19 protein-coding genes, 1 tRNA gene and 1 pseudogene are annotated in these 22,847 nt (G+C 54.6%); 8 read left to right on the top strand and 13 right to left on the bottom strand.

Translation table 11 applies throughout. The features are described from left to right. Positions 1–24: 24 nt before the first annotated feature. Genes ACMAY6_RS04775 through ACMAY6_RS04760 form a run of 4 tightly spaced genes read right to left on the bottom strand, consistent with a single transcriptional unit; the run spans position 25 to position 5,313 of the window. The gene (locus ACMAY6_RS04775) at positions 25–1,233 is read right to left on the bottom strand and encodes a CoA transferase (protein WP_435214899.1); all 1,209 of its coding nucleotides are present in this window, start codon (positions 1,231–1,233) and stop codon (positions 25–27) included. Continuing rightward, on the bottom strand, positions 1,233–2,927 hold the full coding sequence (locus ACMAY6_RS04770; protein WP_435215952.1) for an acyl-CoA dehydrogenase family protein: 1,695 nt from the start codon (positions 2,925–2,927) through the stop codon (positions 1,233–1,235). Before ACMAY6_RS04770 ends, ACMAY6_RS04775 begins: the two co-directional genes overlap by 1 nt. An 11-nt stretch (positions 2,928–2,938) precedes the next feature. After that, positions 2,939–4,156: an acyl-CoA dehydrogenase family protein gene (locus ACMAY6_RS04765; RefSeq protein ID WP_435214897.1), complete on the bottom strand. Its 1,218-nt coding sequence runs from the start codon at positions 4,154–4,156 to the stop codon at positions 2,939–2,941. Between the two features lie 38 nt (positions 4,157–4,194). Further along, positions 4,195–5,313: an acyl-CoA dehydrogenase family protein gene (locus ACMAY6_RS04760; protein ID WP_435214895.1), complete on the bottom strand. Its 1,119-nt coding sequence runs from the start codon at positions 5,311–5,313 to the stop codon at positions 4,195–4,197. Between the two features lie 152 nt (positions 5,314–5,465). Here ACMAY6_RS04760 and ACMAY6_RS04755 point away from each other — a divergent pair, with 152 nt between their 5' ends. The 8 genes from ACMAY6_RS04755 to ACMAY6_RS04720 all read left to right on the top strand — a co-directional run bounded on the left by ACMAY6_RS04755 (position 5,466) and on the right by ACMAY6_RS04720 (position 13,710). After that, positions 5,466–6,683 (top strand): acetyl-CoA C-acyltransferase, encoded by a 1,218-nt coding sequence (locus ACMAY6_RS04755; protein WP_435214893.1) that lies wholly within the window; start codon positions 5,466–5,468, stop codon positions 6,681–6,683. 22 nt (positions 6,684–6,705) lie between these two features. Further along, the gene (locus ACMAY6_RS04750) at positions 6,706–7,494 is read left to right on the top strand and encodes an enoyl-CoA hydratase-related protein (protein ID WP_435214891.1); all 789 of its coding nucleotides are present in this window, start codon (positions 6,706–6,708) and stop codon (positions 7,492–7,494) included. 14 nt (positions 7,495–7,508) lie between these two features. Continuing rightward, positions 7,509–9,035, top strand: a complete 1,527-nt coding sequence (locus tag ACMAY6_RS04745; RefSeq protein WP_435214889.1) for a 3-hydroxyacyl-CoA dehydrogenase — start codon at positions 7,509–7,511, stop codon at positions 9,033–9,035. 1 nt (position 9,036) lies between these two features. Next, positions 9,037–9,816 (top strand): enoyl-CoA hydratase/isomerase family protein, encoded by a 780-nt coding sequence (locus tag ACMAY6_RS04740; protein ID WP_435214887.1) that lies wholly within the window; start codon positions 9,037–9,039, stop codon positions 9,814–9,816. A gap of 4 nt (positions 9,817–9,820) precedes the next feature. Beyond that, positions 9,821–10,672: an acyl-CoA dehydrogenase gene (locus ACMAY6_RS04735; RefSeq protein ID WP_435214885.1), complete on the top strand. Its 852-nt coding sequence runs from the start codon at positions 9,821–9,823 to the stop codon at positions 10,670–10,672. A 136-nt stretch (positions 10,673–10,808) separates the two neighbouring features. Continuing rightward, positions 10,809–11,309 carry a nuclear transport factor 2 family protein gene (locus ACMAY6_RS04730; protein WP_435214883.1) on the top strand — a complete coding sequence of 167 codons (501 nt, stop codon included), beginning with the start codon at positions 10,809–10,811 and terminating at the stop codon, positions 11,307–11,309. A gap of 35 nt (positions 11,310–11,344) precedes the next feature. Beyond that, complete coding sequence (locus tag ACMAY6_RS04725; protein WP_435214881.1) at positions 11,345–12,256, top strand: NmrA/HSCARG family protein; 912 nt, start codon at positions 11,345–11,347, stop codon at positions 12,254–12,256. Positions 12,257–12,390: 134 nt separating this feature from the next. Then, positions 12,391–13,710: an amidohydrolase family protein gene (locus tag ACMAY6_RS04720; RefSeq protein ID WP_435214879.1), complete on the top strand. Its 1,320-nt coding sequence runs from the start codon at positions 12,391–12,393 to the stop codon at positions 13,708–13,710. A gap of 94 nt (positions 13,711–13,804) precedes the next feature. Here the strand turns inward: ACMAY6_RS04720 and ACMAY6_RS04715 are convergent, their stop codons facing one another. The 9 genes and pseudogenes from ACMAY6_RS04715 to ACMAY6_RS04675 all read right to left on the bottom strand — a co-directional run bounded on the left by ACMAY6_RS04715 (position 13,805) and on the right by ACMAY6_RS04675 (position 22,739). Next, positions 13,805–14,686 (bottom strand): MFS transporter, encoded by an 882-nt coding sequence (locus tag ACMAY6_RS04715; protein ID WP_435215950.1) that lies wholly within the window; start codon positions 14,684–14,686, stop codon positions 13,805–13,807. Positions 14,687–14,692: 6 nt separating this feature from the next. Beyond that, entirely contained in the window at positions 14,693–15,073 is a 381-nt protein-coding gene (locus ACMAY6_RS04710) for a hypothetical protein (protein WP_435214878.1), read from the bottom strand. A gap of 20 nt (positions 15,074–15,093) precedes the next feature. Next, a complete protein-coding gene (locus ACMAY6_RS04705) occupies positions 15,094–15,834 on the bottom strand; it encodes an SDR family oxidoreductase (protein ID WP_435214876.1) in 741 nt (246 codons plus the stop codon). Between the two features lie 18 nt (positions 15,835–15,852). After that, positions 15,853–18,279, bottom strand: a complete 2,427-nt coding sequence (locus ACMAY6_RS04700; protein ID WP_435214875.1) for a TonB-dependent receptor — start codon at positions 18,277–18,279, stop codon at positions 15,853–15,855. A 501-nt stretch (positions 18,280–18,780) separates the two neighbouring features. Next, positions 18,781–19,347, bottom strand: a pseudogene (locus ACMAY6_RS04695) (SDR family oxidoreductase). A gap of 84 nt (positions 19,348–19,431) precedes the next feature. Further along, complete coding sequence (locus ACMAY6_RS04690; RefSeq protein ID WP_435214873.1) at positions 19,432–20,202, bottom strand: crotonase/enoyl-CoA hydratase family protein; 771 nt, start codon at positions 20,200–20,202, stop codon at positions 19,432–19,434. 896 nt (positions 20,203–21,098) lie between these two features. Then, positions 21,099–21,189 (bottom strand) — tRNA-Ser (locus ACMAY6_RS04685). A gap of 45 nt (positions 21,190–21,234) precedes the next feature. Next, positions 21,235–21,447, bottom strand: a complete 213-nt coding sequence (gene csrA / locus ACMAY6_RS04680; protein WP_435214871.1) for a carbon storage regulator CsrA — start codon at positions 21,445–21,447, stop codon at positions 21,235–21,237. A 56-nt stretch (positions 21,448–21,503) separates the two neighbouring features. Continuing rightward, on the bottom strand, positions 21,504–22,739 hold the full coding sequence (locus tag ACMAY6_RS04675; RefSeq protein WP_435214869.1) for an aspartate kinase: 1,236 nt from the start codon (positions 22,737–22,739) through the stop codon (positions 21,504–21,506). Between the last annotated feature and the right edge of the window lie 108 nt (positions 22,740–22,847).

Raw genomic sequence — 22,847 nt, 5'->3', positions numbered from 1 at the left:
GAACGTCTGATTAAGAAATTGATCTCAGCCGCTGCTTACCAACTTCTGATCGTGAAGCCGTCCGATTTCCCCGGAAGACAACTGTAATAATTCAGATAGAACCTGATCGGTATGCTCACCAAGGCCTGGCGCTCCCGTCACGTCCTTTCGATCTAGGCCAGTAAATTCAAGGGGGCTACCCGGCATGAGCATTTCCCCTATGCCCGCTTGTTCCCTGTGAACAAACAGGGGGTTCTCTGCAGAACATGCGGGATCATTTAGCACCATTTCCTGGGTACTTTGGTAACGACCCCAGCAAACATTTTGTGCCGAAAAGGCGGCATCGATCTCGCCAATTTTTCTGGATGCTGCCCAGGGTTGAATCAGCGCTGCAATCTCCTTGCGCGCCTCGTATCGATCGCCCTCACGACTGAAATCCAAGCCTCTTGCGTGGGCTAGCTGCTCCATTTTCGTCTCCAATTCTGTGGCCGAACAAAGTCCTCGCCACTGCTTGGGCGTGAGGCCAACGAGCATGAATTGAACGCCGTCGGCTGAGACAAAATCTCTCCCGAATGCACCGTATAGGTAATTGCCGGACCTCTCACGGTCAAAACCCAGTTCCGCCTCGGCGATAAAGCCCAGCGTACCCATGGTGGCCATGGCCACATCTTCCAGCGCCAACTTAATGTGCTGCCCCTCTCCGGTGCGGCTGCGATGACGCTCGGCAGCCAATAATCCCGAGACGGCCATTTGTCCGGTAATACAGTCCCAAGCAGGTAGTACACTGTTTACAGGGCCCACATGGTCCTCTGGCCCGGTGAACATCGGAACACCTAGGGCGGGATTGACGGTGTAGTCGACGGCCGAGTCACCGTGGTGATTGCCCATGACGGTCAGCTGGATCAAATCCTGCCTAGCCTCGCGCAAGCTGTCATAATCCAGCCAGCCCTTGGGTGGAAAATTAGTCAGCAGGATCCCCGCATCCTCCCCACTGGCACAAATGATTGATCTGGCAAGCTCCCGGCCTTCGGGCCGACGAATATCAATGGCTACGGAGCGCTTACTCTTGTTAAGACCCTGCCAGAAGAGGCTGGTATTGTCCTCGGTGACAGGCCAGCGTCGGTAGTCAAGCCCGCCCCGGATATCATCGATGCGAATTACTTCAGCCCCCATCTGCGCCAGTGCCAAGCCCGCAGAGGGCGCCGCCACAAAGGCAGAGACCTCAACCACCCGCAGACCCGCCAGAATACCCATCAGGAATGTCTCTCGCCCTTGTTCAGCGCATCTTGCAGCAGCTGCCGGGCGATGACCTTGAGGGCCAGTGTCTCTTCGGCACCCTCAAAAATGGACAGCACCCGGGCATCGACAAAGTAACGGCTTACCGCGGTCTCCTCGGCGTAACCCATGCCACCGTGTATTTGCAGCGCCTCCCGCGTAATCCACTCTGCAGACCGACAGGCAAACAACTTAACCAGGCTCGCCTCCATCTGCCCCTCGCCGCAGTCCAATAGCTCACCCACACGGTAGGTAAAGCAACGGCTAACAGCGACCTGAGCGGCCATTTTGGCGAGCTTTGCCCGGGTAAGCTGGTAGTCACCCAGATGAGCACCAAAGACCTTGCGGTTCTGGGAATAGCGGACCGCGGCTTTGAGAGCGGCACGCATCACACCTGACGCCCTAGCTGCGGTTTGGATTCGCCCGCCCGTCAGGCCGGCCATCGCGAGATAGAATCCCCTTCCCTGCCCCTCAGCTCCGCCTATAAGGTTCGCTTCAGGCACCCAGTAGTCTTCAAAAACAAGGTCATAGGAGTGCATACCCCGGTAACCTATTGTGGGAATAGACCTTCCCGTTAAACGACCCCCCGACTCCTGATCAAAACAAAACTCATGCTTATCGGTGCTTGGCTTCTCCACCAACAAGGCGCTCAGGCCCTTGTGTCCCAATGACCTGTCGGTATCGGTGCGCGCAATGACAAAGAGCAACTGTGCTTTGCCCGCAAAAGTGCACCAGGTTTTGGCGCCATTGAGCAACCAGCCCCCAGCGACCGGTGAGGCCTTGAGTGAAAGTCCTGCGACATCAGAACCATAATCAGGCTCAGTGATGGCAATGCCGCAGAGTTTTTCTCCAGACGCCACTTGGGGTAACCAGCGAACTCTTTGCGCTTCAGTGCCACCGCTGAGCAGCGCTCTAGTCACGATCTCGGGGCGTGTAATCAGGCTGCCCGCAGCCGCCAGCGAGGCCTCCGATAAAGCCTCGGTGACGACGATCATTGAGGCATTGTCCGCATCGGCATCGGGGGCTGTGCCGCCGTACTGCTGGGGAACCGAGATACCAAATACGCCCATCTCTCCCAACGGCTTCAGAATCGCTTCCGGCACAGTCAGGTCTTGGCGATGAATGCTTTCAGCGAGGGGCTCGACAATATCAACAGCGAGCTTGCGAAAAGCCGTCTGCATCATCTCCTTATCATCGTCGAGTGTGACCTGGCCAACCTCGCCCTGCAGCTGAATGACCTCTTGACCTACCTCCGCCAGGTAAGCCGGCGCAAGCAGCGCTTGCATCGTCGAGCGCAATTCCCCCGCGCCGAAAAGCCGGTCAAAATCTTCTGGCTCGATCCCTAATACCGGCAACAAGGGTTCGAGCCGGGTTCTTATGGACTGCGCAGCACTGGCTATGTAGATTCCGCAAAGCCCCTGCTGCAACTCGGTAGCCGTACCGTTATAACTTTCCCATGCGACGCTGGCGGCCCGGTACTCGGCGTAAACCCATGCCAGTTCGTAACTGGCAACCTGCTCTTGATCGAGGCGTTGTGGATCAAGTTTTCCGGCTATGCAGCAAGACCTCGCCAAATTCTCGGTCGCCTGTAAAATAAGGCTAGGGAATTTATCAAAGAAGCCCTTGAAGCCTGCGCTGTTATCAACATCAATCACTAAAGACTCTGCTCCCATGCTCAAAGGGCTTAGCCCAACTCTTCGAAGGGTATGTTTTTGTCCACCCGAATATCGCCCGGCAGCCCCAGAACGCGCTCGGCAATGGTATTGCGCAAAATTTCATCAGTGCCGCCGGCAATGCGATATCCCGCGGCTTCCAGCCAAGCCATGCGACTATCGGTGGTCCGCGAGATCGGGTGATCGGGATAGATCGCACCTGCGGGCCCACAAGCATCCATGATGCAAGCTGACTGTGTCTGTAACTTTCGTGCGATCACCAGTTTACTCAATGCGGCTTCGGGGCCGGGCAACTGCCCTTGGGACAGTCCAGTCAGGAGCCGCGCGTAGAAATTATTGATGCCGGACTCCGCAACATACCAATCGGCAATCTTATCGCGCACTCGAGGGTCATCGAGGCCAGATTCCCCATCATCGAATTCCCGCCGCAGGAACCGCACTGTATCTTCGAGGGAAGCACCGCCCCCGGAGGCTTCGGTCACCGCAAAGCGCTCCTCCATCAAGGTTGCAATGGCCACCTGCCAGCCGCCGTTGATTTCGCCCAGGCGGGAGGCATCGGGAATGCGAACATCGGTGAAGAAAACCTCGCAGAATTCACCCCCGCCAGCTGCCTGCTGGATTGGCCTTACTTCCACACCAGGCGCCTTCATATCGACAAAAAAGTAGGTCATGCCCCGATGCTTGGGCACAGACGGGTCAGTGCGCGTAATGATGACCCCGTAATCGGAGATGTGGGCCCAAGATGTCCAAATTTTCTGACCATTGAGCACCCAGTCGTCGCCGTCACGAAGGGCACGAAGTCGAATGCCTCCTAGGTCGGAGCCGGCCGCCGGTTCAGAAAAAAGCTGGCACCAGATTTCCTCGCCTCGCAGAGCGGGTATCAGATAACGCTGCTGCTGCTCCTCTGATGCAAACCGGCGCATTACGGGAATCGGCATGCCCACGCTGATACCAAAAAAGACGGTGGGAAAATCGTACTGTCCTTCCTCCTGATCGTAGATCACCGCCTGCATGGGGGTACCACCCATGCCACCCAACTCTCTAGGCCAGGTGACTTTTGCATAACCCTTATTAGCTTTTCGGGCTTGAAAAGCCCTGCCGAGCGCCAGCTGCTGATCCATGGTCAAATCACCGTGCTGCGACAGGTCGTACTCTACGGCCTGCTCAGCCAACCAGCCTCGCACTTCTGCACGAAATTCAGCTTCCTCGCGGGTATCTTCAAAATCCATAGTTTCTCCAGCAAAGTCGCCTGCACCGCGATAGGGTGTCAGGCCACCTTGCGTTCAAATTCAGCGGTAATTTGCTTCTTCCACATTCCAAGATCGCCTATTAACAGCGCCAGAGAACGGGAACGGCGTAAAAAGAGGTGGCAATCTGCCTCCCAGGTAAAGCCCATACCACCGTGTACCTGGACATTTTCTGCCGCGGCGTGTTCATAGGCTTCGGTCGCACTTACCCGAGCGACAGCCGCTGCAAGGGGCAACTCATCGGAGCCGGAAGCCAAGGCCCAGGCGCCGAAATAAGCATTGCTGAGTGCCAGCTGATTACCGACATACACATCTGCCAGCTTGTGTTTGATGGCTTGGAAGGACGCAATGGGTCTGCCAAAAGCATGCCGCTCAGTCGCAAAATCAATGGCGCTCTGGAGGCAGGCTTCAGCGCCCCCTACCTGCTCAAAAGCAAACAGTACCGCGGCAGCGTCGAGCACGGCCCTGAACACTGCCCAAGCACCGTCGCCCGCCTCGCCTAGGGGCTGAGACTCGGCGCCTTCAAAGACGAGGGCCCCCTGTTTTCTAGTGGGGTCGATGGAGTCCAGCGATCGACGCTGCACGCCATCCTGCGCGAGGTCGACGAGACACAGACAGGGCTCATTGCGCTCATTAACGGCCAATACTACCGCGGCATCGGCAATCATCGCATCCGGCACCGGCCACTTTTCTCCGTGTAGCCTACCCTCCTCGAAACGCAGTTTAATGCGACCGGGGACGGGGAAGCCCAAACCCTCAGCGAAGGCAAGCGTGCCAACAGTGGCTCCAGCAGCGACTCCTGCCAATACAGCCTGTCGCTGCGCCTCGTCACCCCCTCGGAGTACGGCCTCACTGAACTGATAAACCGTGGACGAGAACGGTACTGGCGCCAGTGATCGCCCCAACTCATGGGCCATAGTGCAAAGCTCCAGGTAACCTAGGCCAACACCACCATACAGTTCCGGAATCGCTATGCCTGCCCACCCCAAGTCGAGCATTTGCTGCCAAACAGCTTCGGAATGAGACATGCTGCTGTCGTTAAGCACCGCTCTAGCCACTGACAGCCCGCTACGATCAGATAGAAAACGTTGCACTTCGATCTGCAGCGCTTTCTGCTCATCTGAGAAATCAAAATTCACTACTGAATACCACGGCCCATCGTTGCTGCTGCCAAATCTGGAGATTGTATTTAGCTTATCACCACTGTAAAGTTTCAACAAGACGCTATCAGCAGAGACAACAAACCGTCGCCTCTCGCTAAAACCAGCAGCCCGACCCGTGTGGACACCCGATGCAAGAAGTATGGATTATTGATGCCGCCCGCAGCCCTCGCGGACTGGGTCGCCCCGACAAGGGCAGCCTGGCGCAGGTGCACCCTCAGCGCCTGCTCTCCCAGATACTGACCGCTATCGCCGAACGCAACCAGCTGCTCACGGATGATATTGAACACGTCATTATGGGCTGTGGTAACCCAGCGGGCACTCAGCGCGGTGACATCGCCCGGATGGCGGCGCTGGACGCAGGCTGGATGCGCAGTAGCGGTACAACGGTAGATCACTTTTGTGGCTCCAGCCTTATGGCGACGTTATTCGGTGCCAATTGCATTAGTACGGGCATGCATGATCTGGTGATAACCGGTGGCGTTGAGATGATGTCTCTACCCGACAAGCCCAATATGGCTACCGATCAGCACAACCTGCACCTGCGGTACAAACACCCCATCACCAGCGTCGGCATCTCCGCGGATATCATCGCCACCGAGGAAGGTTTCAGCCGCAGCGATGTGGACGCCTTTGCCGCCGATAGCCAACAGCGGGCTTTGCGGGCTATCGACAAGGGTTATTTCGAGAAGAGCATCGTTTCTATCAAAAATGATGATGGCTCACTCGCCCTGGCCCATGACGAATACCCCAGACGGGGAACCACCGTTGAGACGCTGTCGAAGTTGCAGGCGGTATTTTCCGATTTCATGAACCACCCCATGGATGACAGCCACACCTTTGGCGAGATCGCACGCATGTCCTGGCCTGACTTAAAGATTGACCACGTGCATCACGCAGGGAACTCATCAGGTATCGTCGACGGCGCTGCGGCTGTAGTACTGGCTTCACCTGAATATGCTCGAGCAAACAAACTCAAGCCTCGAGCGAGAATTTTAGCCAGCGCCTCTGTGGCGGGAAGTCCCGAATATAATCTGAACGAACCCGTAGCATCGGCCCGGAGAGCACTTACCCGTGCAGAAATGACCGTCGATGATATTGATCTATTCGAAGTCAACGAAGCTTTCGCGGTCGTGCCGCTACGCTTTATGAAACTGATGGGCGTAGATCACGACCAGCTCAACGTAAATGGTGGGGCCATTGCCCTAGGGCATCCCATTGGTGCCACGGGCGCAATGTTGCTAGGTACGCTGCTCGATGAACTGGAGCGGCGGGAACTGAAGCGCGGCTTGGTCACCCTGTGTGCCGCCGGCGGCCTAGCTCCCAGCATGATTATCGAGACGATGTAACTCAATCTCGAGACAGGTAAATATGCAAACAGAAAATAACAGCAACACCCCGGTCCAAGTAGAACGGGACCAAGGCGTTGGCCTAGTGAGGCTGAACAGGGCCCAACAACTCAATGCCCTAAACCTAGAAATGCGACAGGCTATTGCTACCGCATTCCTTGCGCTCTCGGGAGATCCGGCTATACGCGTCATCGTGGTAACCGGCGGCGAAAAGGTATTTGCAGCCGGTGCCGATCTGAGGCTACTGGTTGATAAGAGCTCGCAGGAAGTGGCAGAACTTAACCTCCCAAGCTACTGGCACCCTGTTGCCTCTTGCGAGAAGCCAGTGATCGCCGCCGTCAATGGTTACTGCCTGGGCGCTGGCTCCGAATTGATGCAAATGTGCGATATTGTCGTTGCCGACACCAGCGCCCGGATCGGCCAGCCAGAGGCCAAGGTCGGCATAATGCCCGGTGCCGGTGGAACTCAGAGACTGGCACGGTCAGTGGGCAAACCCGTGGCCAGCTTAATGCTTATGTGCGGCGAGGCGCTCACAGGTGAGCGCGCCTACCAGTTAGGGCTGGTGAGCGAATTGGCTGAAGAGGGGCAAGCCTTGAACAGAGCACTGGAACTGGCACGCAAGGTCACGTTCATGCCACCGAGGGCCATGCATGCGATCAAGCGCGTCCTCAGACAGGGCAGTGACCTACCTCTGCCAGAGGCTCTGCAACTTGAGCAAAACGAGTTCCAGAAATTGTTTGATACCACCGACCAGACCGAAGGCATGACCGCATTCCTGAAAAAGCGTAAACCGAAATTCACTGGAAACTGAGTTAGGCAGGAACAATGACAGCTGAAGCACAAGCAACTATCGCCGTCATCGGCGCCGGAGCCATGGGGCGCGGCATCGTGCAGCTGTTTGCTCAGTCGGGACATCGAGTAAAGTTTTACGATAACTCCGAGGCTGCTGTCGCCGCTGCTCACGCCTTTGTGGCAGACATGTTTGATAGCAAGGTCGACAAGGGCCGAATCAGTCGAGAAGAAGCGGACAAGGCAAAATCCCAACTCGTTCCCTGCACCCAATTGGTCGATATCGCAGACTGCGACATCGTGGTCGAGGCGGTGCTCGAAGACCTCGAGATCAAGCGGGGCCTTTTTGCCGAACTGGAAACAGTCGTTTCGTCCGCTGCCATCATTGCCAGCAACACTTCATCCCTGCTCATTGCTGATATCGCTGCAGGCTGTGCGCACCCCGAGCGAATAGCCGGCCTGCATTTCTTCAACCCGGTACCGGTGATGCGGGTGACTGAGATTATTTCATCGGTGAGAACCGCAGACATTACTGTAGAAAAACTTAAAGCCTGCATAGACAAGACGGGTCACCGCGCAGTGCTGGTTCAGGACCAGCCCGGCTTTCTCATTAACCACGCCGGTCGCGGCTTGTACACCGAGGGATTACGAATACTTGAGGAGCAGGCCGCCAGCCACGACCAGGTCGACCTGCTAATGCGCGAGGCAGCTGGCTTTCGCATGGGCCCCTTCGAACTGCTGGACCTGACCGGGCTGGACGTATCATCCAAGGTCATGCAGTCGATCTACGACCAGTTTCAGCAGGAACCGCGCTTTCGTCCATCCTCTATTATTCCTCCCAGAGTTGCCGCCGGCCTGTTTGGGCGTAAAACCGGCGAGGGGTGGTATCAGTATCAGGAGGGCAAAAAACTCGACTTAGCAAATGCCAACGAACCCCCTCCGGCAATGTCACAAAATTGCCGCGTCTGGATTGACCCCGCAGCTGACCAACATGCCGAATTGTCGACGCTGAGCCAACAAGCCGGCGCCCAAATAGTGGTATCTCCTGATGATGCCAGTCTGCTTCTGATTCAACCCTGGGGCATTGATGTCTCACAGGCCTGTGCCGACCTCAATCTGGATGCCAGTCGTTGTGTTGCCGTAGACCCTCTCCCTTCGCTGGAGATGCGTCGCACCCTGATGTTGAGCCCCATTACCCGTACCCAGTCCCGGGATGATGCGGCCGCGATACTGGGAGCGGACAACGCCCCCTATACCGTTATTAATGACAGCCCCGGTTTTGTGGTTCAGCGTATGCTGGCCACCATTGTGAACATCGGCACCAACATTGCCCAGCGGGGTATTGCCTCGGTAGACGACATTGACGATGCTGTTCGCATTGGCCTGGGCTATCCGGCTGGCCCCCTGGCCCTAGGGGACCGTCTTGGCCCGCACAGGGTGATGCAAGTACTGGAAGGACTGCAGAGAGTCACAGGAGACCCTCGCTACCGACCCAGCCATTGGCTGCGTCGCCGCGCGCAACTAGGGGAAAACCTAATCACTAGAGAGGCCGCCCGGCACTGATATGACAAAGCCAGCTGTAATCGTCACCCGCCCCCACCTGCATGTTGCCCAGGTCGCCATCAATCGGCCAGCGGCAAAAAACGCTATTGATGAAACGACTCGCTTGGGGCTGATCGAGGCCACTGCAGAGGCGCTAGCGGATGACACCGTTCGTGCACTGCTGCTGTGCGGCACAGGCGGAATTTTTTGTGCCGGAGGCGACCTCGCCAGCATGCGCGGCATGAGCGAGGAGCAGGCCCGTGCACGCATGCAAAGTGGCCACAAACTGGTTCGACTGCTTTGGAACGCCGATATTCCCGTTGTCGTAGCCATGGAGAAGTTTGCTATTGGCGCGGGCGCCGGACTGGCCTTGGTTGCGGACTACATCATTGCTGGCGAAACCGCCCGCATGAACTTTCCGTTCCTCAACCTGGGCCTAGTACCTGACTGGGGCTCAACCCACTCTCTGGTGCGCAAGGCAGGGTGGGGCACAGCACGGCGCCTAGTGCTAGACCGAGCTTCCCTCAAGGGTGAGCAGTTGCTGGAGCTCAATCTAGTGGAACAACTCGTCGAAGACCACAAAGTTATGGAGCTCGCAGTCGACAAGGCGCGCGAATTCTCCCTGCTGCCCAGGCTAGCCATGCGGCAGTTCAAGGAGGCAATGAGGCAGTTGCCCCAACCTATGGAATCGGCACTGCAAGCCGAGGAAAGCCACCAGACCCACTGCTTTCTCAGCGACGAGTTCGAGGAGGGCCTAACAGCCCTGCAGGAGAAACGGCCACCGGATTTTCTCAAAGGATAATCACGTGGATGACGCGACACTGAATACACTTAAGTCCTGGATTGACCGGTCGATAACGCTTCACAGCGACCTGCCAGTCTTTGGCGCACAGGCGCTGGCAGGGGCCATCAATCACCCAGCGTCTCCTGGCACAGGTGACAAACTGCCCCTCCCCTGGCACTGGCTGTACTTTCTCGATCCCACCCATCGGGACAGCACCGGCGAGGATGGCCACCCTCGCAAAGGCGGATTCCTGCCACCAGTACCCCTCCCGCGTCGGATGTGGGCAGCCGGCGCGCTTGACATAGCGCAGCCATTGGTACTGGGGTTGGCCACCGAGAAAACTTCGAGCATCACCTCAGTGGAGGCCAAGAATGGACGCTCGGGGCCGCTGGTTTTTGTCAACCTGAAGCACGAATTACGCCAGGGCCATGACCTTTGCATTACTGAAGAACAGAACCTGGTTTACCGGGAAGCGCCCCGGGAAAGAAGCGAGTTACCACCCGGGGAGATGGCGACAGAAGGACCCGAATTCTTCCGGGAAATGACACCCGACCCCGTACTGCTGTTTCGCTACTCCGCACTCACGTACAACGCCCATCGTATTCACTACGACCGGGAATACGCTGTCAATGAAGAGCTGTACCCGGCACTGGTGGTTCATGGCCCTCTGCTGGCCACGTTGCTGCTTGACCTTGTGTACGAACACTTCCCAGGGGCTCGAATTGAAAAGTTCAAGTTTCGCGCGGTGCGGCCCACGTTCGACAACCATCCCTTTACTCTCTGCGGCCGGCGCAGTGGCAACCACTTGCTGCTTTGGTCGGTAGACCATCACGGCTACGTCTGCATGAAGGCAGAAGCGACGATGACGCTCTAGGTACAGTATGAATTCGAACGCTGGTAATCCATGAACTCCCTGCAGCAATCCATACGCTGTATCCCCCGCATCAACACGGCTTGGTCGGCAAGGCCAGCCATGAAAGTCGACGTCCCTCGAGACAGGAGCAGCCATCATGCAACAGCTCACCCTTCAAACCCTCAGCGACAGGGCATTGATCTCAGACCAGCTTTATCGATACGCCAAAGGTCTGGATACTCGTGACTGGGGCCTGATTGCCTCGGTATTAACGGACCCCTTCCATCTGCAGGCAGAAATGCTCGATATCGATTGCACCTTGTCGCCTCAGGAATACATAGAACTTGCGCCTGCTAAGTTTCTGCCGGGGTTCGACGCAACCGCTCACCTGAACACCAATCAATTGATTACCATTGACGGGCACAAGGCGCATATCGAGACCCGAATGTACGCCTGTCATTACATTAATCCACAAGACAACATCGAGACAGACCACCTGTCTGCGCCGGCCAGCACCCACTGCAATATGCAAATGCACTGGGAGGGCTGGTTGAACCGCCAACCGAACGGTCGCTGGCTGTTCCATAAAATTTGTATGGGCGTAGCCGCCAGTGAGGGTGATATGAACGCCATGCAAACTGCCCGATCGCGGATTTAGGGTTAACAACAACCCATCGAGCTATCAGGATATTTATGGGGAAAAAAATTGTCACCGTACTGGGTGCGACGGGCGCTCAGGGGGGCGGCGTTGTCAGGGCACTCATTGATCAGCAAGACTGGCAGGTACGCGCGCTAACCAGAAACCCCCGAAGCCCGGCGGCACTACGCTTGGCAGAGTTGGGCTGTGAAATTGCTGAGGCGGATCTGAATACCCCTACCACCCTGCCAGAGGCATTGCAGGGCTCATATGGCCTGTTTGCAGTGACCAACTTCTGGGATCGCGCGACCCGAATGGGCGAATTTGAGCAGGGCAAAAACCTTGTGCGGGCAGCGAAAGCTGCCGACATCCAGCATTTCATCTGGTCAACCCTGCCTGACTACCACGCGCTATCAGGAGGCAAATACACGGTGCCTCATTTCAGCAGTAAAGCGCGAGTTGATCACGAAGTGAAAGCAGCTGGATTCCGCCATCACGCGTTTGTGGAAGCGCCCTTTTACTTCCAGAATTTTCTTACCATTCATGCGCCGAAAAAAACCCCGGAAGGGCACACGTTATGGCGCTATCCAGCCGATAAAGACAAGTGCCGCTTCCCTTGTGCTGACATTAATGAATTGGGCTCGCTTGTAGCCGCCGCGTTCAATCGGCCCGAGGACGTCGGCGACGGTCAGTATCTGGCACTCGCCAGCGACTATTTATGCTGGCAAGAGCTCGTCGACATCCTGAACACCCAAGGTCACAAACTTCACTACGAGCAAGTTGCCGCCGAGGAATACGATCGCTTTTTCCCTAGCGCCAAAGAATTTCGCCATATGATGGCGTTCTGGGAGGAGAATCATTACTTCGGCCCAGAAGGTGCGCACAAAATTGCTCTCGCGAGTGCCTTGATAGACAACCGTATGATGCGGTTTGCAGACTGGGCGAACACGCACATGCCTCCTAGTTAGCGACCCTGCCTATCCAAAAGTTAACCCTCATGTTGCGAATCCATTGTGTTGGTTTTATTTATACACTTGTGTAAAGTAACGTCTGCCTTGCCCATTTAACGCCAGCCATTGCCAGAGAACGACAGGAGCAGACCATGAAGCTTGAAGACATGATACTGATGAGTGTGGATGACCACGTTGTCGAACCCCCGGAAATGTTCGACAACCACATGACCCAGAAGGAGCTGGAGACTATTGCACCCCGTCTGGTAGCGGAAAACGGCAAGAATTTTTGGCTATATGAAGGTCAAAAAATCGGCAATATGGGACTGAATGCGGTGGTCGGCCGGCCCAAAGAAGAGTACGGCATGGAACCCCTACGCTATGAAGACATGCGCAAGGGTGTGTACTCGATTGATGAACGCATCGGCGATATGAATGCCAACGGCATCCTCTCCTCTATTTGCTTCCCCACATTTCCAACCTTTGCTGGCAACCTGTTCCACCAGTCCAAAAATAAGAATGCGGCAAAACGTGTAATCGAGGCTTACAACGACTGGCACATCGATGAATGGGCCGGCACCCATCCAGGGCGAATTATTCCTCTGGCCCTACTGCCCATCTGGGATAGCGAACTCATGGTTAATGAGGTCAAGCGGGTAGTCGCCAAGGGCTGTAGGGCCATTAGCTTTCCGGATAACCCAACTTGCCACGGCTTCCCCAGCGTCCACAACGCACACTGGGACAAACTGTGGGAGGTCTGCGCCGAGAATGACGTGGTCATAAACTGCCACATTGGCACCGGCGCACAGCCACCGCATTCTTCACCGGACACCCCTATCGATGCTTGGATTGCTGCCTTTCCCATGTCCATTGCCAACAGCGCGGCAGATTGGCTCTATGGTGAATTCCTCCTGAAGTATGACAACTTGAAAATCTCACTCACCGAAGGTGGGGTGGGCTGGGTACCCTACTTCCTTGAACGGGCTGAATTTACGCTGGACCATCACGGCCCCTGGACCAAGTCTAACTTTGGCGGCAAAAGGCCGACAGAACTGTTTCGAGAGCATTTTCTCACCTGCTTTATTGAAGACGAGAGCGGCTTGCGTAATCGCGATCTCGTGGGGATCGAAAACATACTCTTCGAGTGTGATTATCCGCATTCAGACAGCACATGGCCTATGACGCCGGAAAACACTTTTCGGCAACTGGATAACGTGGGGCTCAGCGACGAAGAAATAAATCAGGTTACCCACCTCAACGCTATCAAGAATTTCAACTTTGATCCCATTGCCCTTCTGGGCCGCGAAAACTGCACGGTGGGTGCGCTGCGTGAGAAGGCCAGAAAGGCGGGGATAGACACCCGTGAAAAATCGGGTGGGGGAAATTCCGCCAAAATCACCGATCGCTCGGGGCGCATGACCTCAGGAGAAGTGCAGAAATTATTCGCCGGTGAAGGGGCTGCGGCAGACTGAACCGCAAACTTAAGCCGCGCCAAGGACGGTGCTTAGGCCATAGGCAGACATCAACATAAGGAGGTTCGATTCAGTACTGACCGTTCGTTACGTCTTACTCTCGGGTCACCGCCACTTCGAAATCTGGATATGGCCCAAGCGTTAAAAACAATGAAGCGCCGAGCGCCGCTACTCCAATACAGATAAGCAGCAAACCATCGTAGCTACCTGTGGCATCGATCAGGGGGCCAATGAGGAGCGGAGCCGTACCGCTGCCGAGAGCGACAGTGCCTGATACCGTTCCAAATACGGTGGCATAGGATCGAAGGCCAAAATATTTCGACACGAGATAGGCGAGAATGTCGAATTCTGCACCGGCTGCCACACTTACCAAAACCGTCGCCATAACCATGAGCGAGATGTCCGGTGGCCCCAGCAGGAATATCAGGCATCCGATTGAGGGCAGCACCAGAGCGAAAAATGCGACAAGTGGGCCCCAGAATCTGTCGAGGAAAAAGCCTCCGGCCAGCCTGCCCGCGACCAGTGCCAAACCAAACGCACTGAATACTAATGTTGCGTCTGACTGCGATAGACCTTTTTGGACGAGCATCGGAACCGTATTAATTATCATTGCAACCACGACGAAGACAACCAGGATCAATGCGACAATGATCGTCCAGAACTGGCGGTTACGTAGCGTCTCTCGATAACTTAATCCTGTAAGCTGCTTAGGATCTCTGTCATTTGCGGGTTCCGCAGAGTCAATTAACAGAGAACTCGGCTGGTTCGAGCTTGAGTTGCTTGTAGCCATAGCAAAGAAGCAGACCAGCAGGGTTGCAAGCGGCAATATACCCAGAAAGAAAAACCCTTGCTGCCATTCTGCTGTGCCGACATAGCCCGCCAGCAGTAGTGGGGAGACAGTGCTTACCACGCCCGAACCCGACAGCAAAATAGCTAACGCGAGACCGCGTTGTCGCTCAAATTTGTCGCAGACGATCTTTGTTCAGGTGATCAGCAGTGTGCCGCTTCCCACAATCGGCAGAAAAAAATAGAAGGCGTATAGAAGATTCTGGCTGAGTGAAACCGTGCCCAACATAATGTATGTCAGGACATACAGCACTAAAGAGCACAGGGTGACGCTATGCAGCGAGAATCTATCCATTAGCCAGCCCGCTAACTGAGATCCTACAGCAATACCGACAAAGCTCAGGGTGATGCAGCGCTGCAATTCCCCCAAAGGTATGTTCAGCGCCCTGGAAAGATCTGGTGCCATTGGCCCGAAGCTGTACAAGGGAAGAAAGTGCGCTGAGCTGATAACCCCGCTAAGCGCGACCAGCAGCGTTGGCCAGCCTTCGCGAAATTCCGTGTACTTGTGGTCGTCCACCTACTTGCTCTCTCTTGCCCTCAACGTCGGGACCGCAGTTCCAGTAAATCGATGGTGGCGTCCCCGGGAAGCGTAAGGAGATGAATAGCAGTGGAGGTGACCGTATCGAGCTGCATACCCTCTCCAGTCGCAGCCACGAAACCCGTTTCCTGAAACGTCTGCATCATCAGTTCATAGGTTTCGTCATCCAGAGGAGAGGCATCCTCCCGAAGCAGGTGACCAACTCGCAGTGCTGATACGCGAACACCTGAGGGTGCCAGCTCCACTCTCAAACTCTGCGAGAAAGCCTCCAATGCGGATTTTGAAGCCGTGTATACGCTCAACAAGGGGGGATAGAACCGCACGGCCTCAGACGAGACATTGATAATATCACCCCTCGACTTCTTCAATAGTGGTATTGCCTCGCGACAACAGTACATTGTCCCGAGAAGATTGGTATTGATTACCGAACGAAGCTGTTCATCACTTGCGTTTTCAAGTTTGAATATCGGGTATATCGCCGCGTTGTTTACCAAGGCATCCAACTCACCCATTTGGGCATCAATTTCCTCAAAGGTGTGACGTACCGCGGCAGGGTCGCCAATATCACATGGAAAACTGGCGACCCTTTCACCGATCTCGTTGCGCGCCAACTCCAGCTTACTGGAATTGCGCCCGATGATGGCAATCCGCGCGCCTTCGCTGTAGCAGGCATTGGCCAGTGCTTTCCCGAGGCCATAACTACCTCCCGTAATGGCGATGACCTTTGAGGCTAAGCGCATGTCAACAACTTGTTGAGATTAACGAAAGTTATACTTCAAGCGAACACCGTAGAAAGACTGAGCTCCGCGCGTTACCCGAACGTACTGCCTAGCAATAAATCCACTGGATTCTGATGAATCGCTGTAAAACTCCTCGTCGTTGATATTTCTGCCAAAAAGCGTCACCTCATAGCGGTCTTCTTTGTCTACCATGCTCAGCGAAAAATTCAGAAGCCCGTAGGAATCCTGTACGAGAAGCGGGTCACCATTCAGTGGAAAGTTCACTTCGTCTTGCCACACGTAGTTCACACTGCCATGGATGTCGAAAGAAAGATTATTCAACGGAAAAATGTGGCTGATGCCGATGTTATATGCGAACTCAGGCGTGTTAGGCGGACCCGAGCCGTCCATGTCGGTCTGCACCGCCACGTCCGGATCGGTGGCCGGGCCCCCGTTCAAGTCAATGTTACAACCAGTTTCTATGGTTTGACCGGGCCAGCAAGGCTGCAATAGATCTTTGACTTCCGCATCGAGATAGGTGACTGCCGCGGAAATACGTCCGTAGTCTGAGTAGGCCCAGATCGCGTCGATCTCAACACCAAATATATCGAGGTCACCCGCGTTAAGGTTCACAGTCTGAATGGTTCCAGGCAGCAAGGCTGAGGTCTGCAGATCCTCCACATCCTGCCAGAAAACCGCCCCGTTGAGCTGTAAGCTATCATCCAAGAGCATGGTCTTCATCCCAAACTCAACAGCCTCAGCCGTTGTGGGCTCAAGAAAAGCGGCGTCTGGGTTTCCCGTTCTTGAAATGTCCGCTCCGATACCGACAAAGCTTCGGCTTACCGTGGCATACAAATTGGAAGTATCCATGTACTGCCACGATGCACCCAATCTAGCAGACCAGTCTGTGTGGTCGGTATCCGCCTCACCGACGGTATACAAAGCGGGCGGTACAGGGACCGTAAAGTTTACAATATTGTTGTCTAGATCGAACTCTGAGACCCCTGCACTATCTGGAACCACATAGGTTGGACTATCGTAGCGTACGTCGACCTCTTCATGGGTCCAACGGTAACCGCCGTAAATATCCAGCGTATCCGAAACATGGTAGGTACCATCAAAAAATGCTGAGAATGCCGTTAATTCATCGGTGTTATCTGTTTGCACGGAAGTGGTGTATCCCTCTCCAAAGGCAGGATCAAACGGGATATACAATGCAAAACCTTCTTTAACGTTCTCCTCAAAAGCTGTGTAAAACACACCTACAGTCCAATCTAGTGACTGGCCAGTTTGCTCTAACCTGAACTCCTGCGTGAAATATTCATTATCAAATGGACGAGAAAGAGGAATATTACTGGACGGCGTATTGCTGGTATGAGCTAACGCGATCGGCAAGCCATAACCGCCATTGGAGAGCTGACCCGGCCCGGAATCTATGTCGGGATTCACCGCCTCATGCCACTCTCTGTACGCGGATATTGAAACAAATCTAAGCGATTCGTCGATCTCCCAGGTGAGGTTGGCGGACAGCCCCCAACTATCAAGCTCTTGCTTGGCGAAATCCTTGTCATTGAGATTGATCATGAACATATCGTCGATCACGCGTTGACCAAGCCCCGGGTCGCCATCACCCTGCTGGATTTCCCGCAAATTCAACCCTGGCGCGGGAATACCATCAAGCGAAGGTTCAGCAACGAGGGTGACTTGTGGAGATAAGCCGTGCTCAGCGTCGCGATAGTCGCCGGACAATAATAGATTCACCGAGTCAGAGAAATTCAGGTCAAGTTGCGCCCGGGCGCCCCAAGACTCAATACCACCACCGTCGTCACCACCCGGATAAACGTTTTTGAGATGGCCTTCCCTGTCCCGGTAGAACACATTCAGTGATCCTGCGGCTGTCTCCGTCAGCGGCCCGCTCAATCTAGCTCGATACAGCTGCTCGTCGTCGTCGGTAAAACTGGCTTCTAAGTACCCCTCGATTTCTGTACTTGGCCGCCTGGTAGTAATGTTAATTGCACCTGCTGTGGTATTACGTCCGAACAGGGTGCCCTGCGGGCCCCGCAACACCTCGATACGCTCTACATCAGCCAGCTCAGATATGAACTCACCCGCCCTCGCCAGAGACACGCCATCGACAACCATGGCGACGCTCGGTTGAATACCCCCTTCAAAGGTGTAGGAGGCAACACCGCGAATATTGAAGTTGGTGGATGAAGGCGCAAAACCTGCCTGAAAGTTGAGAGACGGGACCGCCTGCGCAAGCGACACAGTTTCAGTAATGTATTGCTGATCCAGATCCTCAGCCGTTAGCACCGATATCGAAATGGGCACATCCTGGAGATTTTGCTCACGCTTTTGAGCAGTTACCATCACCTCCTCGAGCTGCCCAAGGGCAGGCTCGGCCGTTCCAAGGGAAAGTGTGAGACAGCCAGACAAGCCGATGAGTTGATTTATCTTCAGTTTCATAAGGGTCATCTCGGTTTTATTCTATTTATCGGATTACTAAAACTTTTCGCACAAAGGGCAGGCCGAAGAACATCCTAAAACCTGTCACCTTATACTTATCATGTGTGTATAGTTTAATATATACTTTACACAGCTGTAAATTATTAATCAACAAGACAGACCGCTGGGTCTTAGCTTAGTGTCTGAAAAAAATGTGCTGATAGTGAAAAATCGCGATACTTTCTGGCGGATCCCAATAGCTAGCTGGCGCTTCGCATTGGCATGCAAGGTGCGAAAATTGCACTCAAGTTTTGGGGGCTAGTTCAGATCCTGAGTAACAACCTGTACGGGTTGCCCAAGCAGCGAATCTCCGCCACTACGGTGGATATGTTGCCCTGTTTCAAAGAACTCGGGATACAGCATCAGGCACACCATTCCCGCAATATCTTCGGAAGTAGAGATCCGGCCGAGCAGCGCCAATTCTTTGTAGAGGCCAACAAATTCATCGAAGTCGCCACCCCGCTAATAGATGCCTTTACGCAGCATCGCTGTGCTATTAATAGATGGAGTGATGCGTAGTCTGTTCTGGCTATCTTCGACTGCAGCGGCTTCTACAAATCGCTCCGCCGCAGCCTTGGCACAGGCGTAAGCAGACTTCCCGTTTGACACGTCATAAGCCACCAGAGACGAGGTGGTGACAATCGCACGCCCCTCTCCCATCACATCCGCCACCGCCCGGATGAATCAGTATGTACCGAAGCAGTTCACCTCGGTCATCAACTGCAGGTGCTCTTCAGTCTCCTGCGCAATGGGACTGCGGGTGGCGAGACCCATGTGATTAACAGCGAGGTCAATCTGGCCATAGGTCTCTAGGGTGAAATTAACCAGATCGACATTCGCTTGCTTCGAGGTGATATCTGCTTCAGAGGCCAGGCCATCGATCTCCTGCGCGAGTTCTTGACGCGGCTGCTCACCGAGTCCCGAAACAACGCCCCGGGCGCCTTCCCGGCGCAAGCGGCGCGCCGTAGCGGCTCCCATCCCTACCGGTGTTGATGCCCCGATGACTATGGCGGTTTTGCCCTCAGACATACCCACACGTAACTCCATTTTCGCCTGAGCCACCGAATTCATTCAGATTTCGTAGCAACGCAGGTTGAGAAATAAAACGCCTAATTACCTCCCCTTCCACTCAGGCGCGCGCTTTTCGGCAAAAGCTGTCGCGCCTTCAATGGCATCTGCGCTAGAAAATACCGGACTGAGATACTCGCCCTGTTTCTGAGCAGCTTCTTTAAGTGTCCAATCTTGGGCCTGGCTCACGACCATCATGCTCGCGGCCACAGCCATTGGACCATTCGCCGCGATTTTTGCCGCCATTTCCTGCGCTGCTGCAAGGGCGCCACCGCTTTCGACAACCCGGTTGATCAAACCCAATTCATAGGCGCGCTGCGCGGAAATAAAGTCGCCCATTAAGGCCAATTCCATCGCTACGCGCTCGGGTATCTGTCTGGGAAGCCGATACAAGCCACCGGCACCAGCTGCCAAGCCCCGCTTAACTTCAGGGATGCCAAATTTGGCACTCTCAGCGGCGACAATCATGTCGCAGCTGATGGCCATCTCCATCCCGCCGGCCAGCGCATAACCCTCTACCGCCGCAATGATCGGTTTCTTAGTGCGATATTCGGTCAAACCGGCAAACCCCCGGCCTTCGATATAGGGTGTCTCACCTCGGACGAAGCCTTTGAGGTCCATGCCCGAGCAGAAAGTCCCACCTGCGCCGGTAATCACGGCCACTCGCAGATTGGAGTCGCTCTCCAGTTGGTCGATTGCTGCACTCACCCCCTCGGCCAGTACCTTATTGGCTGCATTCTTTGCTTGTGGTCGATTGAGCATTATCGTCAGTACACCCTTGTCGTCACTAACAATCACTTCGCTCTCAGAAACCATCTTTATTCTCCTTATTCAGGTCAACTTAATCGCGCTCTTGGGGAAGATGACGGCGGTCCCATGCGTTTCCACGCTCTTTCCCGCTCTTGCACAAAAATACATTTAGGAGGCCTTGATCTCGCAGTCAGGTACCAGAAATATCTGAGCATTTTATTTTCTGCTGACCAACCAAATTCGAAAGGCGACTCGCCAAAATCTGGCCTTTGCCATACTGAATTAGTTTATTAACACATATGTATAGTTAGTTAAGACTTTATACTACGGCGTGAAAATTTAAAACTAGAAATAACGAGAGACGAGAGTGGCGCTTAGCTGAACCTGAAAATCATACCGCTCTTGATGCTTAAACTTTCACCACAACAGCGTTCTCATCAAGCCGCCCACCCGAACCCTTCCAGGGCGCTCTGCCTTACGGCTCCGCGTCCAAACTCTGCCCTCGGCAGCGTTTGTCGAACCCGAGGGTTCTCACCTCATATTCAAAGCCCAAACAAAAAAACGCCCCAGAGGGGCGTCTTTTATTTGGATGGCGGAGAAGGAGGGATTGATTCGAGCAGCGTTGCCTCCGCTGCTCAAACCCTTTCAGGGCGCTCCGCCTTACGGCGCCGCGTCCAAACTCTGCCCTAGGCAGCGTTTGTCGAACCCGAGGGTTCTCATCCCATAGTCAAAGCCCCAAACAAAAAAACGCCCCAGAGGGGCGTCTTTTGTTTGGATGGCGGAGAAGGAGGGATTGATTCGAGCAGCGTTGCCTCCGCTGCTCAAACCCTTCCAGGGCGCTCCGCCTTACGGCTCCGCGTCCAAACTCTGCCCAAGGCAGAGTTTGTCGAACCCGAGAGTTCTCTTCCCAAATTCAAAGCCCCAAACAAAAAAACGCCCCAAAGGGGCGTCTTTTGTTTGGATGGCGGAGAAGGAGGGATTCGAACCCTCGATACGCGATTAACGTATACTCCCTTAGCAGGGGAGCGCCTTCAGCCACTCGGCCACTTCTCCGGAGGGTGCGAATCCTACCATAGAGAATTCGCTGAAAAACAGGCTTTAGTCGCTGTCTCGGGTATTTCCGTCGCTTTCCCCCTCTTCTGGAGGGTTATCGGCTTGAATCCGGTTAAGAATTTCCTCCCGATGCACCGACACGTCCCGAGGCGCGTCTACACCCAGACGGGTCTGGTTACCTTTTACACCGAGCACTGTAATGGTGATGTTGTCGCCAATCACCAGGGACTCACCCATTCTTCTTGTTAGTATCAGCATTTCTAACTTCCCTGTTTGCTGCTTTTTTTGAATTTAAGTCCTAACTATAGCCGATCTCAGCCACTGCCCTCAGGACTGTGCTCGAGACCAAATGCGGAGTGCAAAGCCCTCACCGCGAGTTCCAAATAATCTTCCTCGATAATCACCGAAATTTTTATTTCCGACGTGCTGATCATTTGAATATTAACGCCCACCTCTGCCAAGGCCTTGAACATGCGCGCTGCCACATTGGCATGTGAGCGCATGCCAACCCCGACAATCGACACTTTGGCAATTTTTGCGTCGGCACGCAATTCTTTCGCGTCCAACTGAACCACTAAATCTTCAAGAATTTTTCTCGCTTTCTCAAGATCGTTACGCGCCACAGTGAAAGTAAAATCGGTGTGACCTTCCTCTCCAATGTTCTGAAGTATTACATCGACTTCAACATTGGCCTCACCCACAGGACCTAATATTTTGTAAGCAACACCGGGAGTGTCGGGCACACCCAATACGGTGAGTTTGGCCTCATCACGGTTGAAAGCAATGCCCGCTATTGTTGGCGCTTCCATATCTGCGTCCTCTTCCATGGTAATTAAAGTACCGGGGCCCTCGTTAAAACTACTGAGAACTCTCAGCGGCACGGCATACTTACCCGCAAATTCGACAGCACGTATCTGCAGCACTTTGGAACCCATGCTTGCGAGCTCGAGCATTTCTTCAAAGGTAATTTTTTCAAGGCGTCTGGCGCTCGATTCCACCCGAGGGTCTGTCGTGTAAACCCCATCAACGTCGGTATAAATTTGGCATTCATCGGCCGACAATGCTGCCGCGAGGGCCACCGCTGTTGTGTCCGAACCACCCCGCCCCAACGTCGTTATGTTGCCCTCCGGATCAACCCCCTGAAAGCCGGCCACAACCACGACTCGCCGCTGATCAATATCGGCCCGTAAACGGTGGCCATCAATGTGCTGAATTCGTGCCTTGGTGTGGGCAGTATCGGTCAGAATACGCACCTGAGACCCATTGTAAGATCGAGCGGGCACCTTGCGCTTGTGAAGCGCCATGCTCAGCAAAGCTGTCGTGACCTGCTCACCGGTTGACACGAGCATGTCGAGCTCCCGAGGCTGGGGGTACTCTTCTATGGAGTGCGCAAGTTCAATGAGACGGTTGGTCTCTCCAGACATTGCTGAGACGACAACCACCACGTCATGGCCGTCGCGATGAAAGCCCGCAACCTTGTCGGCAACATGCTCGATACGCTCAGCCGAGCCCACCGAAGTGCCGCCATATTTTTGAACTATTAGGGCCATGAAAACCCGTGCCGGTCGGTTAAAATTGGGCGCGGAGCATACCACATAAGCACCGCTGAGTAAGCGGTGCGCGCGATATTCGATAGGAAGGGCCGGACCTGACAGCGA

This window comes from Luminiphilus sp. nBUS_16, assembly GCF_051201645.1.
Lineage (GTDB): Bacteria > Pseudomonadota > Gammaproteobacteria > Pseudomonadales > Halieaceae > Luminiphilus.
This window is presented reverse-complemented; position numbering and strand designations above follow the sequence as displayed.

Coding starts and splice junctions, on each gene's coding strand:
- ACMAY6_RS04775 (WP_435214899.1), bottom strand. CDS start 1,233: ATGGGTATTCTGGCGGGTCTGCGGGTGGTTGAGGTCTCTGCCTTTGTG.
- ACMAY6_RS04770 (WP_435215952.1), bottom strand. CDS start 2,927: ATGGGAGCAGAGTCTTTAGTGATTGATGTTGATAACAGCGCAGGCTTC.
- ACMAY6_RS04765 (WP_435214897.1), bottom strand. CDS start 4,156: ATGGATTTTGAAGATACCCGCGAGGAAGCTGAATTTCGTGCAGAAGTG.
- ACMAY6_RS04755 (WP_435214893.1), top strand. CDS start 5,466: ATGCAAGAAGTATGGATTATTGATGCCGCCCGCAGCCCTCGCGGACTG.
- ACMAY6_RS04750 (WP_435214891.1), top strand. CDS start 6,706: ATGCAAACAGAAAATAACAGCAACACCCCGGTCCAAGTAGAACGGGAC.
- ACMAY6_RS04745 (WP_435214889.1), top strand. CDS start 7,509: ATGACAGCTGAAGCACAAGCAACTATCGCCGTCATCGGCGCCGGAGCC.
- ACMAY6_RS04740 (WP_435214887.1), top strand. CDS start 9,037: ATGACAAAGCCAGCTGTAATCGTCACCCGCCCCCACCTGCATGTTGCC.
- ACMAY6_RS04730 (WP_435214883.1), top strand. CDS start 10,809: ATGCAACAGCTCACCCTTCAAACCCTCAGCGACAGGGCATTGATCTCA.
- ACMAY6_RS04725 (WP_435214881.1), top strand. CDS start 11,345: ATGGGGAAAAAAATTGTCACCGTACTGGGTGCGACGGGCGCTCAGGGG.
- ACMAY6_RS04720 (WP_435214879.1), top strand. CDS start 12,391: ATGAAGCTTGAAGACATGATACTGATGAGTGTGGATGACCACGTTGTC.
- ACMAY6_RS04705 (WP_435214876.1), bottom strand. CDS start 15,834: ATGCGCTTAGCCTCAAAGGTCATCGCCATTACGGGAGGTAGTTATGGC.
- ACMAY6_RS04700 (WP_435214875.1), bottom strand. CDS start 18,279: ATGAAACTGAAGATAAATCAACTCATCGGCTTGTCTGGCTGTCTCACA.
- ACMAY6_RS04690 (WP_435214873.1), bottom strand. CDS start 20,202: ATGGTTTCTGAGAGCGAAGTGATTGTTAGTGACGACAAGGGTGTACTG.
- csrA (WP_435214871.1), bottom strand. CDS start 21,447: ATGCTGATACTAACAAGAAGAATGGGTGAGTCCCTGGTGATTGGCGAC.
- ACMAY6_RS04675 (WP_435214869.1), bottom strand. CDS start 22,739: ATGGCCCTAATAGTTCAAAAATATGGCGGCACTTCGGTGGGCTCGGCT.